The following is a 15,472-nucleotide window of genomic DNA, read 5'->3' as shown; positions in this document are numbered from 1 at the left end:
ATGATATACCGCACAACGTACCAGGCCGCAAGAATAATTGCTCCAAAAGTGGAAGCGATTTTTGCGCAGCACCTTGCTGCAGCCAGTGAAAGCGGTGAAGAAGATTTGGCGCCGTTACCAACAGCAAATGTGGTTGAAGCAATTATAGATGCTACATTTTGGGCAAGTTTGAGAAAAGAAGAGGGACATTCTCCAAAAATATCCCTTGCTTATTTGCCTCCGGAACAAGCTGGCAATCCTTTGCTTTTTAAACAGCGCCTACCTTTAAGTCCAGGAACATTAACTAAAATTGCTCCGGGTGTAGAGCGTGCAGGCATTCATTTGGGAATCTGGATCGAGGAAGGGGAGCTGTACGTCTGGGGAACCACGGTCAGTATTCCTAATTTTTGTTTTGTCGTTGATGTTTCTGAACCGGCATTGTTGGTGATCAAACACCGCAGAATTTACGGCTTCGGGAAATTTACCAATATCGCGGTGTTGAAAGGTGATCAGGTTAAAATGGTCGATACCGATCATACGAATTTGCCGGATTGTCCGCCAATGCTGCTGTCTTTATTAGATCTCACCGCACCATCCTACTGGAATGATTCTGTTAATGTACTCATACAGCTGGCGGTTTCTATGCGGGCTCATGGCCGTGGGGGAACCTTGCTGGTCGTACCGAATTCCACTAATAACTGGCTTCAGTCTATCATAAAACCTATTCAGTATGGGATACAGCCTTCTTTTACAGGTTTATCTAAACTTTTACAACAGGACAGGAAAGAGGCCAGTCAGATTTTTTGGCAAACGGCCTTGAAACGAGAAGTTGAACATCTGGCCGGATTAACTGCTGTCGATGGTGCAACGGTGATTAGCAACGAATACGAATTGCTTGCATTTGGAGCAAAAATAGGACGGGCAAAAGGAAAGGAAAATATTGATGAATTATCTTTTTCAGAGCCGATACTAGGCGGTGCTGCTGTGGTGATGCACCCTGCAAAAGTAGGAGGTACAAGACATTTGTCGGCAGCCCAGTTTGTTCATGATCAGCGCGACGCTACCGCACTGGTCGCGTCACAAGATGGTCATTTTACCATATACAATTGGTCTCCGCAGGAAAACCGTGTTCAGGCGTACAGGATAGATACCTTATTGCTTTAAAAATCAGGAAAATATAACGGCACCAATAATAACTGCGAGTATCAAAATGATCATTACAATACGATCAACATTAATCCATTCTTTTCTGCTTAGTGGCCGTTCTGCTTTTTCTTCTTTTCGCCTGGCGAAAACGTGAAGAAACGGATTAAGTTTGATTAACATAGGTAGATGTTTTTATAGATGTATTTAACAATTAGCAAATTGTGAGCCATAATAAATCAGAAAGTTGATTTGTTGATAGATTCCTTCTTTTCTTCCTTTCTGTTAATTTTCTTGTTTAATTCTTAAAATTTATTGTAAATTATTGTTCTGATTATCAGTCTGATATATTATTATTTGTTCTTTTTATAGTACTATGTATTGCATATTACTATATAAAACATATAACTTTGTATGATGATAGCAGAAAATACGCAAACACAAATGCGAAAGGGCATACTTGAATACTGTGTGCTGCTTATAATATCGAGGGGCGAGATTTACGCTTCTGATATTATCGCCGAATTGAAACAGGCTAAACTTCTGGTGGTTGAAGGGACGCTTTACCCCTTGCTTACCCGTTTAAAAAACAACGGATTGCTAAGTTATAATTGGGTGGAGTCTACCTCCGGGCCGCCACGTAAGTATTACGTGCTCACAGAAAGCGGGAAAGGTATTTTAAAACAACTGGACGGAACCTGGGAAGAGCTTTCTTATGCAATCAATACTTCCAGAAAAGTAGCTGATAAGGAATCAAAAGAACAAACTAATCAAACAGAATCATGAAGAAAACACACAATATCAATATAGGTAACTCCATAGTTCATATAGAAGAGGATGCTTATGAAATGCTGACCGTTTATTTAAACGAGGTGAAACAGCATTTTTCGAAAAGTGCTGATGACTTTGAAATTGTAACGGATATAGAGAACCGGATTGCAGAAATGTTTGCAGAGGTTTTGGCTACTCAACAAAAGCAGGTGATTAATATTGCAGACGTACAATCGGTTATTCAACAAATGGGCTCAGTTAAGGATTTTGAAGGATTAGAAGAAGAGGAGGGCGAACGTAGGGCTTCTGCCGAATATGATCCTATTAAAAAATTATATAGAGACACTGATCGTGCCGTTGTTGCTGGTGTTTGTTCGGGACTGGGCCATTATTTGGATATAGACACAAAATGGGTAAGACTGTTTGCTTTTGTAAGCATATTTATATTTGGAGCAGGTCTGCTGGTTTATGTCATTTTTTGGATTATGGTGCCCACAGCAAAAACCAGGGTTGAGAAAATGGAGATGCGCGGTGAAGAAACAAATCTGAAGGGATTTGCAAATAGCTATATGCATCCATTTGCAGAACAATCACGTGGTTTTTTTGCTGGTTTTATCCAGGCAATAGGGGAATTTATACAAGGTACAGGTAAGGTAATATTTAAATTTACTGCGGGTACAATAGTACTTTTTGGTTCACTTTTTCTCCTGGCACTCATTGTCGCATTGGCCGCCTTTTTAGGGTTTTGGAACGCGGATGTTTATAATTATTTCCCAATTAGCATTGTTAACCAGGAGTATCTGATAACCCTAACTATAGCTGCATTTATTATCATGGCTATTCCATTGCTGGCACTGGTGCTTTTTTCAATACGTGTTGCATTCTATGCACGCCCTGCAAATAAAGTATTGTCCTACGGTTTATTGTTGATCTGGTTGGCAGGTGTGGTAACGGGAATATTCTATGTGGCAAAGATTTCCAGCGAATTTAAAGAAGGGGCAGAATTTGCACAGGCAACTCCTTTGGCTACTTATCCGGTTTATTCTCTGAATGTAAATACAGCAAGGTTTTTTACAAAAGAAGATAGTTTGAACTACCGGATAGATCCGGCTCGCTATAAAGGAAGGAAGATATTAAATAACCGGGATGAAAATTTTAACAGGCCGAGGAATATCAGCTTTAGAATGGAGAAAAGTTTAGATGGTAAGGCTTCTTTAAGCACGAATTTTAAATCGAGAGGTAAAACTTTTGAAGCTGCGCTAAAAAATGCACAGAATATCCACTATGATTTTTTGCAGGAGGGGGCAGCATTAAATTTCAGCCCGGTATTACATATTCCGAAAATAAGCAATTGGCGTGGACAAGAAGTAGAGGTTACTTTAAGTGTACCCGTAGGTACGGAGGTGCAAATTAGTGATGCGTTCAGCAAACATTTGAATAGCTATGGCTATTGGGACTGCGAAGATGAACCTGGGGTTGATTATACTACCTGGGTTATGACAGAAACTGGGCCAAAATGTAAATTCGAAAAGCATAAAGAAGAAGATTAAACAACAAAGGAGGCCACGGCCTCCTTTGTTGTTTAAAAATGTATATTTTTTGTTTTATTTAACTGTATAGCGATAGACAAAACGACCAACATTCCCATTCTTATCTATGCCTTCAATAACGGCTTTATACGTTCCCTTACCATCGGCGTTATAAAACTCTAAAGATAAACCTCCGGTAGCATTGGTTACTACTTTAGGGTTCCAGTAAATTGTAGTTCTTAAATCATTAAAATTATAAGTTGCAGCTGCATTCACATATTTCGGTGAATAAAACTCACGCTGTTTACTAAACCCTTTAGGGCTAAATTTAAGTACACTTGGATCTGGGATCAACTTTTTAAAGTCTTCCATGCTCATTTTTGTACCCTTAGGTATTTTCTTGGTATTTATCACCAATACGCCATTGGTGTTGTACATTCTATTTACCGTACCCAACTCATCTTTAGTAAATACCTCAACATTTTCTACGTCGTTAGATTGTACACTTGCAAGGCCGAAATAGTCTATAGGCATACCGTTTAAAAAGATCTGTACTGGTACTCTGCTGCCTTGCTGGTAATCTCTGTTTACGTAAAAGTTGTTTTCATAAAAGATTAGTCCGGTCGCCATTGTCTGTAAACACATGGTGAGCATGTTACAGCCTTTAAAGCGTTCCCCCTCAATTAAAGTCCCCGAAATAGAACTCAATCCGGACAAAGCCGGGTAATCGGCATGGGTGGGTCTTTTTGCTTTTGCGCCTTCAATTTTTACTTCTTTTAGCGTACGCAAGTAACTATACTGTCTTTTGCTGTTATTTAAGTAAGCAGACATGGTACTGTCAATATTGACAATTTCTTCTGCAGGATGAGGGTTCCTGGTTAGTTGCGGTGCAGGTTGTCCATCCATTATAATCATCAGGTTGTTGCCATTCGGATTGTATTTTGCACTGATGACCACTTCTGAAGAGTCGGGAATATTAAGGTTTTGGAAAGCAAAAATCCCTGAGGGACTACTTAGCGTCTCAACACCGATCCTTGTTCCTGGGACCGTTAAACGTAGATTACCTTTTCTTACAGGCATACCGGTACGATCTCTTAATGTACCCGATAGAACCATGCTCTGTTCAGGTAAAAATGTAGCAGGAGGGAATTTGCCTGTAAGTATTTCTTTGTATGCATAACGACGGAAGCCTTGAGTAAGCATCAGTACGTCTAAATCTGCTAGTTTCTTTGCATTGGTTTTGGTGAAATAATAGTTAGGCTTTTCTACATAACCTTTTATGTCCGATGTAAGCAATAATGAACTTAAAATGGTTATTTCGGAGTTCTCATCTACAGGCACTTTCTGCTCATCCGTAACAGAAACAGAGAAATCTCCTTCAGCAAACTCGGCGCCATTTTTAGCTGTTACTGCAAGTTTTACTTTTTGTCGTGGTTTGTAAGTAGGTAAATCTGTTTTTAACGAAAGTTTGACTGCATTGGGCTGATAATTAAAAGCAAGCCTTTCACTGATCGGTTCACCGTTTTCAGCAAACAAGGTAATTTGTACAATACCACCTGGGAATTTATCCTTAGGGATTTTTGCCGAAGTTACCTGGGTATTCAGCTTTGTTTTTGCAGCATAATAAATAACAGCACCATTAGTAGCTACAATGAATAATGTTTTACTTTTATTGGCCTCAAAATAAGTATCATTAGCCATAATTTTTAAATTGAATGCAAGCGAGTCTGTATTGCTAACCTGGGCTACTATACCCGATGATACAGGTTTTGGCAGGTCAAAGCTTTTGGTTGAGCCATCTTTAAAAGTTACATTGGCTTTATAGGTTTTTCCTTCTTCAGTATTCATGTAAAAAGACCCCATGCCCAGATGGCTGGAGCTAAAATCAATGAGCTTATTACCACCATTATCTACAATGGTGCCTTTTAGGTCTACACCCGCGCCATTTTCTTTTAATGCTTTAAATCCTATTCTCGATGCAATTCCGGTAACGATCTCGCCACCTTCCGGAAAGAACTGAACGTCGTAAGTAGCCGAAGTGCTGGGTTTAAAGCTGAAAGTTGAGGTTAATATCTCTTTTTCCGTAAGGTTGATGTCGGTGATCAGTTCACCATTCTTGATTTTATCACTTTTCTTTGGATCGATCTTTATTCTTAGAAAGCCATTTGCGTCGGTAACACCCTTACCTTTTGTAACGACATCGTAGTTAGACAAGACCCTCCAGTTTACGGTTTTTCCGGCCTGGACAACATTGTCGCGGTTTTTAAACTGGATAACGGCATCTATGACCTGTGTTTTATCAGTTTCGGTAGTTTTATAGCTAAAATGAGTATTTAGTTGCTTTTCTATGGCTTCGCCAATTGCTATCGTTTTGCTGAAGAAGTAATCGTCACTAAAGTTTAACATCCATATGGTGTAAGCTTTAATGTAATAATTACCTTGTTGAAAACTGGTTGGGCTGAGCGGAACATATCCGGCTGCAACCCCGGCAACTACAGGTAATTTTATGGATTGTACCAGTGAGTCTTTCGCATTCATAATGTCTACGTACACAATTTTACTCAATTGCGAAGGCAAATTTTGCTCCATGGTCAGGTAAGCCTTAAACCACATGGTGTCGGCAACACTGTAATACGGTTTGTCGAAATGCAGATATACTTTCTCTACCGGACGCTCGTCGGTCAGCTTTTTAGTTTTCTTTAAAATGTTATCTAAAACAACGCTGTCCTGATCTTGCGCAAAGGCCGAAAAGTGAGCCACCGTTGAAAGTAATAGCAGTGCGATTGCAAAATTTATAAATCTCATCAAAATGTTTATATACAATTAATATTGCTAATATATTCATTTATGAAATGAATAGGCTAACAAGCTTGCATCTTTAACATTTTTTGACAGTTATAACAAAAAAAAGCTTGTCTTCATGCCGGAATATATTGAGCATGAGGACAAGCAAATTGAGCCGTTTTCGGATCTTATCGTAAAAAAACTACGACTATTTAGATTCGATGATAAACTCGTTTAAAGGTGTACGTACTTTTTTTAGGTTTACCAACCAGTCGCCGGCTTCATCTCTATAACCAAGTGGTAGAATGGTTGTACTACGTAGGCCAAGATCTTTTAAGCCAAGTAAGTCGTCTAATTTCGCAGATTCAAAACCTTCCATTGGTGTGGCATCAACTTTTAACAATGCTGCTTCAGCAAGTGCTACACCGAAAGCGATATATGCTTGTTTGGCTGCATGATGAAAGTTCTCTTCAGTAGTTCTGTTGGTGTACATGCCGATCAGTGTATTTACATAGTCAGCAGTAGCTGATTCAGGTACACCACGTTCGCCGTTTGTATAAGCAAATACTGACCTGATACGCTCTTCTGTATAATTATCCCACGCAGCGAAAACCAATACATGAGAGGCATCTGTTATTTGTTGCTGATTGTAAGCAACGGCTTTTATCTTTTCTTTTAATTCAGGATTGGTTACCACAATAATTTTAAACGGCTGTAAACCAGATGAAGTAGGTGCAAGACGCGCTGCAGCTAAAATCTGATCTACTTTCTCCTGAGCAACCTGCTCACCATTCATTTTTTTTGTAGCATAACGCCAGTTAAGTGCTTCTATTAAGCTCATAATCTATTATTTAAATCTATTTTTCCAATTTTTACTTTCTGTTATTTTAACAAATAATAACAGTGTTAGCAAATGTACACATGTTATTATTATCAGCGGTAACAATCCTGAGCTTTTGACTTTTAAATGAAAAAAATATTTTTTGTTATGCATGCATAGTTTTATATTAGCTAAAACTTACTGCTGACGATGTTTGTTGTAATCACATCTACATTTATAAAAACCATCATCCTTAAAACACAATACCAATGAAAAAGATCTTACTGAGTTTTTTACTTGCTGTTCCGGTTCTGGGTTTCTCCCAGTCGTTTCAGGTAAACCTACAAGGGCAAAAGCAAACTGCAATGGGCGGTGCAGGTGCAGGACTTGCACTTGATGAAGCTGCTATATTTTTTAATCCGGGAGCTGTTTCCTTTCTTAAACAAAATGGAGTGCAAGCCGGGGCACATGGAATTTGGCTTAAAACAGCATTTAACCAGACAGGTTCACCCAACACAGAGTATAATAAAAATAAAGTACCTACACCACTAGCTGCTTATGCTGTTTTTGGTTCAGCAGAAAACCGTCTGAGATTTGGTATTGGTGTATATACTCCATTTGGAGGCGCAATGCACTGGAATGAGGATTGGACTGGAAAGTATGCGGTTACTTCTCTTGATTTGCAGGCTATTTATATCCAGCCTACTTTAAGTTTAAGAATTACTGATGAGATAGGTATCGGTGGTGGTCTGGTTTATGCACTGGGGAAGGTAGACCTTAAGAGAGCAGTTCCTTATAGCAATAATGGGGTGCAAACTACGGCTCAGTTAAAAGGCGACTCAAAAGATTTCGGCTGGAATGCCGGTATATTTATAAAAACGATTTCGGGAGTGTCTATTGGTGTTACTCACCGGTCACAAGTGACGGCTAAAGTAGAAAATGGCGATGCTAATTTCTTCAATGCACCTGCAGCAGTACAGCCTTTGCTGCCTACTAAGTTTAATGCCACTTTACCGTTGCCAGCAACAAGTACAATTGGATTTGGGTTTTATCCTTCAGACAAAACAACAATTGCCCTTGATGTCAACTGGGTATGGTGGCATACTTACAAAGACCTTAATTTTTATTACGACAAGGGAAGTCCTACCTTATCGGAACGTAATTACCATGATGCCGCAACTTTTAGGATAGGAATACAAAATGAAACTACTTCCTTTTTAACGTTAAGAGCTGGTGCCGGCTATGCGCTATCTCCTGTGGGCAAGGGGTTTGTTACGCCGGAAGTGCCGGATGCAAATCGTATTCTTTTAAGTGCGGGTATTGGTATAAAGCCTACGAAGCGTTTAGGCATTGATTTCTCTTTCTTATATGAAAATCTAAAATCAAGAACTGAAGCCAATCGGGAAACAGGTCTGAGCGGGACTTTTAAAACTGTCGCCTATATTCCTGGAATGGCGTTATCGTATAAATTTTAATCTCCAAACTGAACATCATGAACTCAAAATATTTTTATAAAGTTGGGCTGGCATTAGCCATTTTTGGACTGGTGTCCTGCAAACCTAACATTGAAACTTTTACTCCAAGTAAAGGAACAGCTGATTTTACACGTTATATAGCCTTGGGTAATTCGCTTACTGCTGGATTTTCGGATGGAGGTTTATACCTTGAAGGACAACAGAACTCTTTTCCTGGGATGATTGCTGAACAGATGAAGTCAGTTGGAGGGGGCAGTTTTAGTACGCCTTTTTTTCCGGCCGCCCAATTCAATGGAACTGGTTATTTAAAATTAACGGCCTTAACCAATGGTGTGCCGACTTTTGGAAAAGAAACTTCTAATCTTGCTATTCGCGGTCAGGTTGGCGGGGTTACACTTTATGCTAAATATACCGGAGACATTAACAATTATGGGGTGCCGAATATTAAACTGGCACATGCAAGATTGTCAAATTACGGCAATTTCAATGGTCTTTTTGAACGCATGCTGCCTGGTGACTATGGGACTAACCCAACTACTTATCTGGATTTTGTTACTGCTAAACCCTGGACTTTTTTTAGTAACTGGTTGGGTAATAATGATATTTTAGCTTACGCTTCTGTTGGTGCAACGGGAGATTTGCCAACGCCAAAAGCATTGTTTGCGAGCGAGTATAGTGCTGTGATTGATAAGCTGACTTCAACCGGAGCTAAAGGTGTGGTGGGGACTATTCCTGATGTTACGACAACAGCGTATTTCAGAACGGTAACTTTAGCTGCTTTATTAAAAGGCATTCAGGTTACTGCACCTACTGTTGATAAAATTTATATTAAAACGGGTGCGGGTGTAACAAGACCCGCTACAGCGAATGATTTGTTTACCTTGACATTAAATTCTGATAACGTAATTGGTAAGGGGAATATCCCTTATGGTTTACATCCTTTAAACCCTGTGGAAAGTAAGTATGTGTTGGATATAGATGAAGTGGTTGTGGTGAATGATTATATCACTTCATATAATAACAGTATTAAAAGTATCGCAAATGCTAAAGGATTAGCTATAATGGATGCCTATGCTTTGCTCAACGAATACAGTTCGGGAAAGGCGGTTAATGGGATCCCGGTTAGTGGAGCATTTATTACCGGTAATCTTTTTTCTTTAGATGGGATACATTTAACTCCATTGGGATATGCTATAACGGCCAATGCTTTTATTTCGGCCATCAATGCCAAATATGGTTCAAGTATTCCAGTTGTTGATGTTACTAAGTATAGAGGGGTTAAATTACCTTAGTGTCTTTTGAAAAGACGGCATTCGATGTAGTTTTGCTTTTAAGCTGGTAGGGGTTTCTTGTTTTTTTTGAGAAATTAATTATCTTGATCAGAAGTAATTTCAATGTCGTGAACAGAAAGAAGAAGAAAAGTACAGCCCTAAAAACATCTTTAAATGTCAAACAACAGGAACTTGCATTGCGAGCGAGGTTTGAAGACCGTGTAAGGCAATTATTTACTTTGTATGGGGGGACGGAGCTACTTGCAAGAATACCTCCCATATATATCGAGAAATTATTCGAATGCCGTTATCCTATATTGAAGGCTAAGGCAGCTGAAGGATCTTCTATTCCTAAGTCTACGATTGTGAAGTTTAACAAGTTATTGTACAGCCTGATGGAGGATATGTATGTGCAGTTGGAAAACGGTAATAAAATCCCGTTAAGCTGGTATGTATCTGAAGGAATTATGCTTATCGACGCAATGACTGAGCTTGCTAAAGATAATGATCCTGCAAATGAATTTATTTTTAAGCCTTTTGAACCCTATTTTCCTGATACTCAGGAATACATTGAGATACAAAACCAATTAAGGGAACTGCTTATAGATGCAATAAGGTTTTTTAGCGATTACAATGAAAGTATTCTGCAGTTGGACACTTCTGCCTCTGCGTGTTTTGAACAGTTCTATCCAGCTAATGATATTTTAATTCATGCATTTAAGCCAGATGCGGTTACGGTGTCATTAAAAGACGGTCTGCATAGTACTAAGCGGTTGGGTTGGGTATATCCCGACCTGAAATGGAAATATGTGAAAGTTAAACCTTCGATGCTGGGTTTTAAATCAGGTATTATGGATATTCCCCTGGATATTTACGTACAAACACATGCCCTGAAACGTTTAAGTGAGCGCATTAACATTACTCCGGGAATAATGCACGAGATTCTTTTTCTGATCTTTATGCAGGATAAAATCGAGTATTGCTGGCATAACGGTAACTGTCTGGTAACTTATCGGGTGTCGGGTGAGAAGGCCGGATATTTGGTGGTAAAATTACATACAGATAAACTGGTAGTCCATACTTTTTTATTTCTGACTAATGATGATACACCTGAGGGGGATCAGCTGAAAAAACTAGTTGAAATTGAAAAAGCAGATAAACAATACATGCAAATTGATAATCTCCCGGAGTTTAATGCTTACCATATCGACAGAAACGAGCAGCTTAGTAAACTGTTTAGAGATGCCGGATGCGGTTCTTTACTCAAATTAGGGCATTTGCAGGAGTTTTCTGTTAACCAGGTAAAGGATAAAAACCCAGACTCTATTTTAGGATACCTGGTAGATACGAAATACTTTAGAAAGGATGAAGGGTTAGGTATCGCTGAATAGTTTATCTATTTCTTTTGCAAGAGTCCTGTCTTTCTCAGTGACCACATCGCCTGCGTCATGCGTAGATAACCAAATTTCTACTTTATTCCATTCGTTGGTCCATTTAGGATGGTGGTCGTTTTTCTCTGCCAGAAAGGCAACTCTTATCATAAAAGTAAAGGCCTCCTGAAAATCTTTAAATATAATGGCTTTATATAGTTTTTTGTCCCTTTCTTCCCATTGCTTTTGCAAGATGTTATCCATAGTTTTATTTTTTAAGAATGTACTTTTCAGCAAGATCACCAGTTACTTTGTTGCCGTTCATATCCAACTGTGTTAAGGTGTTTTCGCCAACAAAAAATTGAGTAGGACGGTCTTTTAATCCTTCAAGTGTAATGTTTGAGCCTTTATCATCCCATTTAAAACTACCTGTTTCTTCGAAAACTTTTTCTCCTTTTCCTTTGTACTTTGTCTTAATCACAAAGGTCATGTCGCTGGTCAGTGTTACTTCAGTCTCTATTCCTTCGCAATCTGCACAAGGAGTAACACCTTTGTAGGTGCCCGCCCAGTCTAAGGAGTTTTGTGCATTATGTGTATCATTACCCGGTACTTTGTCTACAGCAAGCGTATCGATCCCGTCGGAAACAGCTGTGCTGTCTGTTAAGGAACTTTGTTTTGTTGCTGAATTACAGCCCCATATAACGATGGAAGCAAGTGCAATGCTGAAGATTTGTTTTTTCATGTGATACAGGTATTTTGTTTACAAGAATAAACAAAAACCTATTGCTTTAGTTTTGCTTTAAATATTTTCTCTAGTTTTTCCATTTTAGGTAGAATAACTAACCGGCAATAAGGTTGATTCTTACTCTTGTTAAAATAATCCTGATGATAATTTTCGGCCGGATAAAATATCTGGGATTTGTTAATTGCAGTGACGATTGGCTTGTCGAATGCCTTGGCGTTGTTTAATTCCTTTTTATATCTTTCGGCAATTTGTTTCTGTTCGTCATTGTGGTAAAAAACAACGGACCGGTATTGTGTGCCGATATCAGCCCCCTGACGGTTTAAAGTAGTAGGGTCATGGCTTTTCCAGAACACTTCCAGCAATTCATCATATCTGATTTTTGTGGGATCATAGGTCACTTCAATAACCTCGGCATGGCCGGTTGTTCCACTACAAACATCTTCATAAGAAGGGTTTGCAACTGTTCCTCCTTCATATCCTGACCGTACGCTTATTACACCGTTCAGTTTTTGAAATAAGGCTTCGGAACACCAAAAACACCCCATTCCAAAGGTTGCTTTCTGCGGTTTTTTAATCTGGGCATCTGTATGGATTCCTGATAAAAGCGTTATAATCATAATTGCTAAAAACTTCATAATACTTAAATTACGTAATAGATTAAGGATTGGATTTACAATTATCTGATAATTTACTCAATTTGAGGTGCTTTGTGTTGGTAACTTAACATATTTACAAGCAGATGTTTAAATGGTGCGCATTTGCCAGGTTAAGATTTATTAACAAGAGTTTCTTAAATTAGATTGTTATTACCTATAAAATAAAACATATGTCTACACCATATATTCCCTGTTTAGACCTGGGCTCATACATTAATGGAAGTGAAGCACAGCGAAAAAAGTTCTCTGACGAACTGGGCAAGGCATTTAACGATTCTGGTTTTGTAACTATTACCAATCATGGCTTAAGTCAGGAATTGATAGATAAGTTGTATCAAAATATACAGGCAGCATTTAATCTTCCCGAAGCGCAAAAAAAGAAATACGAAAAAGTTGAGTTAGCCGGTCAGCGTGGATATACCAGCCCAGGTAAGGAAACTGCGAAAGGTGCAAAAACGGCCGACTTGAAAGAGTTCTGGCAAATCGGTCAGGAAGTCACAGATGGCGATCCTATAAAAGAGCAATATCCCGCTAACGAATATCTGGAGGAGATTGTCGGTTTTAACCAGGTAACAAGAGAGATTTATCAACATCTGGAAACGAACGGAAAACACCTGTTGAGGGCAATAGCTACTTATCTGGAATTGCCTATCGATTATTTTGACAAGCATGTCCACAATGGAAACTCTATTTTAAGAGGTATTCATTACTTTCCAATTGAAAACCCCGATGCTTTGCCGGATGATGCGGTTCGTGCCGGTGCTCATGAGGATATTAATCTGATTACATTGTTGATCGGTGCAAGTGCTGATGGATTGGAAGTGTTAACCAGAAGCGAAGAGTGGTTGCCAATTAAAGCACACCATACAGATATTGTAGTGAATGTTGGAGACATGTTGCAACGGTTAACCAATAATAAACTAAAGTCGACTACCCATAGGGTCGTTAATCCGCCACCTGAGCTGATGAAAACATCAAGGTTCTCTGTTCCATTCTTTTTACATCCAAGAAGAGATATGGATTTAACCAGTTTGGAATCTTGTATTGATGCAGAACATCCAAAAAAGTATGTCGATATGACGGCTGGTGAATACCTGGATGAAAGGTTAAGAGAAATTGGTTTGAAAAAATAATAAGAAAAATTTAGTGCGCTCTTTACTAACAGCTGCACTAAATTTTATAAATCAAAAATGGTGTTCAATTAGGGGGGAGTGAAGGAGATTGCGGAGGGATTAGGCGATGTAGGGCGTTTTTCCTAGTTTTAGGTTATTGAGGTGATTTAGGCAGGCGGTATTGGCTTGTTTTAGAATGTTTTCGATTCGGGTTATCAAAATATTTAGTTCAGCATTGGTAACTTCAAACTTGTCACTATATCGGGCATCTCCAAAACCTTTCAGAAGCAAGCCTAATAACCTGGCATTTTCAGGTGTGTGCTGATCGGGTGAAAATGAAGATTCAGGCAGGATATTGTCAATGAGTTTTAACAATCTTTTAAGGCTGTTACTGTTACTTCGATAGCCTGTTAGTACTTTTAACATCCCTGAATAACAATGCTGAAGACTTTGGTGCAACATGAAGACTGCCAGATTGTTGAGTTGCTTCTCATAGTAGAAGTTAGCGCCTTGTAAAAAGTTATCGGAAAGCAGATACCATTGATCCCAGAATTTTTCCCGTTTGCTAATGCGCTTACTAATGGCTATACCTATTGTTGGAACAATAAATGGTTCGACATCATTATCATGCAGTAGCTTTCCATTTTTGTAGATGGCGCTAAAAAAAGAACTGCCATTCTGTAAGGCCATATTAATTTCTTCCATACGGTGTACAATAATCGTTACACTGGCAATTTCTTTAACTGCTTCCTCTAGTTTTTGTTGTAAAATGATATCCGTGGTGAGCTCATTAACTGCCGGAATAACGAGAAGATAGTAACTGTTTTGTTTTAGCGTAATTTGTGGCTTTTCTTGTATAAAACAACTATTATGTTGTACATTTTTGATAGTGCTGCCAAAACAGATGATCTTTTCTGCCTTGGTTTTGGTGAGGATAGCTCGTGTAATGCTCCTCAGCTCTTTGGTCTCTACATTGACTGTCGTGTCTTGAGCAGCCATGCCCGGTGTTTTTCGTTTTTTCATACTTTAATTTATATTGTGTTTATTATATTAATGTTTACTACATTAGCTTAACTAGAGTGTAAACGTGATATCTTTTGATCGAAAAACCAAATCAAAAGACTATAAAAAAGATATTAATTTGGAAGATACTGATTTACAGGACGATAAAATTGGTGCTCGCATAAAAGAAGTCCGCGAAGCGAAGGGGATGGGAAGAAGGTTATTTTATAAAGATATAACTCCCCACATCAGCAATTGTATTGCCATAGAGCATGGTAAAAGAAAGATTGGCAGGCGTTTATCAAATGAAATTATTAAACATCATCATGTTAATCCGGAGTGGTTGTTTACTGGAGAAGGAGATATGTTTGATGAAGGGGCGGTGGCCGCAAAGGTGATTGATCCCGGGGTGCCTTTTTTTAACGTAAATCTTTCTGAAATATCATTTGAGAGCTTTAGTACACTGAATGAACCGCCTGAATACTATGTAAACTACAGGCCTTTTAACGATTGCGATGCTTATCTGCCCATATATGGCGATAGCATGTACCCCAAATACGCCAGCGGGGAAATCATAGCGGTTAGAGAAATCAAAAACTTTGAAGTAATACAATGGGGAGAGGCTTATTTGTTAATTGCTGATGAGCGGGCAAACAGCATTTCAACTGTCAAGTTATTGTTTGAACATTCAAATGAAAAGAAGATTGTGCTTCGCTCTTCAAATCCTAATTTTAAAGGAGACACCGTATTGGACAAAGAGATGATCAAAAGACTATTTATAGTGAAAGGGAAAGTTACCCGTCATCAGTTATAAG

15 protein-coding genes are annotated in these 15,472 nt (G+C 38.8%); 8 read left to right on the top strand and 7 right to left on the bottom strand.

All coding sequences use genetic code 11. From position 1 onward, the window contains the following. A complete protein-coding gene (locus R2Q84_RS09990; RefSeq protein WP_316816388.1) occupies nt 1-1,143 on the top strand; it encodes a putative sensor domain DACNV-containing protein in 1,143 nt (380 codons plus the stop codon). Between the two features lie 3 nt (nt 1,144-1,146). Here R2Q84_RS09990 and R2Q84_RS09985 read toward each other — a convergent pair whose 3' ends face one another. Continuing rightward, a complete protein-coding gene (locus R2Q84_RS09985; RefSeq protein WP_316816387.1) occupies nt 1,147-1,305 on the bottom strand; it encodes a hypothetical protein in 159 nt (52 codons plus the stop codon). Nucleotides 1,306-1,539: 234 nt separating this feature from the next. On the opposite strand from R2Q84_RS09985, the gene R2Q84_RS09980 reads away from it, so the two are divergent. Together R2Q84_RS09980 and R2Q84_RS09975 are read left to right on the top strand one after the other, a co-directional pair. Next, a complete protein-coding gene (locus R2Q84_RS09980) occupies nt 1,540-1,908 on the top strand; it encodes a PadR family transcriptional regulator (RefSeq protein ID WP_316816589.1) in 369 nt (122 codons plus the stop codon). Continuing rightward, on the top strand, nt 1,905-3,443 hold the full coding sequence (locus tag R2Q84_RS09975; RefSeq protein WP_316816386.1) for a PspC domain-containing protein: 1,539 nt from the start codon (nt 1,905-1,907) through the stop codon (nt 3,441-3,443). The genes R2Q84_RS09980 and R2Q84_RS09975 overlap by 4 nt, the downstream gene beginning before the upstream one ends. A gap of 54 nt (nt 3,444-3,497) precedes the next feature. Here R2Q84_RS09975 and R2Q84_RS09970 read toward each other — a convergent pair whose 3' ends face one another. Together R2Q84_RS09970 and R2Q84_RS09965 are read right to left on the bottom strand one after the other, a co-directional pair. After that, on the bottom strand, nt 3,498-6,227 hold the full coding sequence (locus R2Q84_RS09970) for a carboxypeptidase regulatory-like domain-containing protein (protein WP_316816385.1): 2,730 nt from the start codon (nt 6,225-6,227) through the stop codon (nt 3,498-3,500). A gap of 187 nt (nt 6,228-6,414) precedes the next feature. After that, complete coding sequence (locus R2Q84_RS09965; protein WP_316816384.1) at nt 6,415-7,047, bottom strand: nitroreductase family protein; 633 nt, start codon at nt 7,045-7,047, stop codon at nt 6,415-6,417. A gap of 248 nt (nt 7,048-7,295) precedes the next feature. Here R2Q84_RS09965 and R2Q84_RS09960 point away from each other — a divergent pair, with 248 nt between their 5' ends. The 3 genes from R2Q84_RS09960 (at nt 7,296) to R2Q84_RS09950 (ending at nt 11,163) form a co-directional block, all read left to right on the top strand. Next, nucleotides 7,296-8,501: an OmpP1/FadL family transporter gene (locus tag R2Q84_RS09960; RefSeq protein WP_316816383.1), complete on the top strand. Its 1,206-nt coding sequence runs from the start codon at nt 7,296-7,298 to the stop codon at nt 8,499-8,501. Nucleotides 8,502-8,518: 17 nt separating this feature from the next. Further along, nucleotides 8,519-9,793 (top strand): SGNH/GDSL hydrolase family protein, encoded by a 1,275-nt coding sequence (locus tag R2Q84_RS09955; protein WP_316816382.1) that lies wholly within the window; start codon nt 8,519-8,521, stop codon nt 9,791-9,793. An 83-nt stretch (nt 9,794-9,876) separates the two neighbouring features. Continuing rightward, the gene (locus tag R2Q84_RS09950; RefSeq protein ID WP_316816381.1) at nt 9,877-11,163 is read left to right on the top strand and encodes a hypothetical protein; all 1,287 of its coding nucleotides are present in this window, start codon (nt 9,877-9,879) and stop codon (nt 11,161-11,163) included. Here R2Q84_RS09950 and R2Q84_RS09945 read toward each other — a convergent pair. From R2Q84_RS09945 to msrA, 3 genes are read right to left on the bottom strand one after another with little or no spacing between them, the layout of a single operon-like run. Beyond that, the gene (locus tag R2Q84_RS09945) at nt 11,146-11,406 is read right to left on the bottom strand and encodes a 4a-hydroxytetrahydrobiopterin dehydratase (protein WP_316816380.1); all 261 of its coding nucleotides are present in this window, start codon (nt 11,404-11,406) and stop codon (nt 11,146-11,148) included. The two genes, R2Q84_RS09950 and R2Q84_RS09945, sit on opposite strands and share 18 nt — an antisense overlap. 4 nt (nt 11,407-11,410) lie before the next feature. Next, nucleotides 11,411-11,884, bottom strand: a complete 474-nt coding sequence (locus R2Q84_RS09940; protein WP_316816379.1) for a copper resistance protein NlpE — start codon at nt 11,882-11,884, stop codon at nt 11,411-11,413. Nucleotides 11,885-11,922: 38 nt separating this feature from the next. Next, nucleotides 11,923-12,522: a peptide-methionine (S)-S-oxide reductase MsrA gene (gene msrA, locus R2Q84_RS09935; protein WP_316816378.1), complete on the bottom strand. Its 600-nt coding sequence runs from the start codon at nt 12,520-12,522 to the stop codon at nt 11,923-11,925. Nucleotides 12,523-12,713: 191 nt separating this feature from the next. Here msrA and R2Q84_RS09930 point away from each other — a divergent pair, with 191 nt between their 5' ends. Then, complete coding sequence (locus R2Q84_RS09930; protein ID WP_316816377.1) at nt 12,714-13,676, top strand: isopenicillin N synthase family dioxygenase; 963 nt, start codon at nt 12,714-12,716, stop codon at nt 13,674-13,676. A 99-nt stretch (nt 13,677-13,775) separates the two neighbouring features. On the opposite strand, the gene R2Q84_RS09925 is transcribed toward R2Q84_RS09930, so the two are convergent. Then, nucleotides 13,776-14,678, bottom strand: a complete 903-nt coding sequence (locus R2Q84_RS09925; RefSeq protein WP_316816376.1) for a HEPN domain-containing protein — start codon at nt 14,676-14,678, stop codon at nt 13,776-13,778. Nucleotides 14,679-14,742: 64 nt separating this feature from the next. Between R2Q84_RS09925 and R2Q84_RS09920 the strand changes: the two genes are divergently transcribed. Continuing rightward, nucleotides 14,743-15,471 (top strand): XRE family transcriptional regulator, encoded by a 729-nt coding sequence (locus R2Q84_RS09920; protein ID WP_316816375.1) that lies wholly within the window; start codon nt 14,743-14,745, stop codon nt 15,469-15,471. Nucleotide 15,472 lies beyond the last annotated feature (1 nt).

This window comes from Pedobacter nyackensis (assembly GCF_032678475.1).
GTDB classification, from domain to species: Bacteria; Bacteroidota; Bacteroidia; order Sphingobacteriales; family Sphingobacteriaceae; genus Pedobacter; species Pedobacter nyackensis_A.
This window is presented reverse-complemented; position numbering and strand designations above follow the sequence as displayed.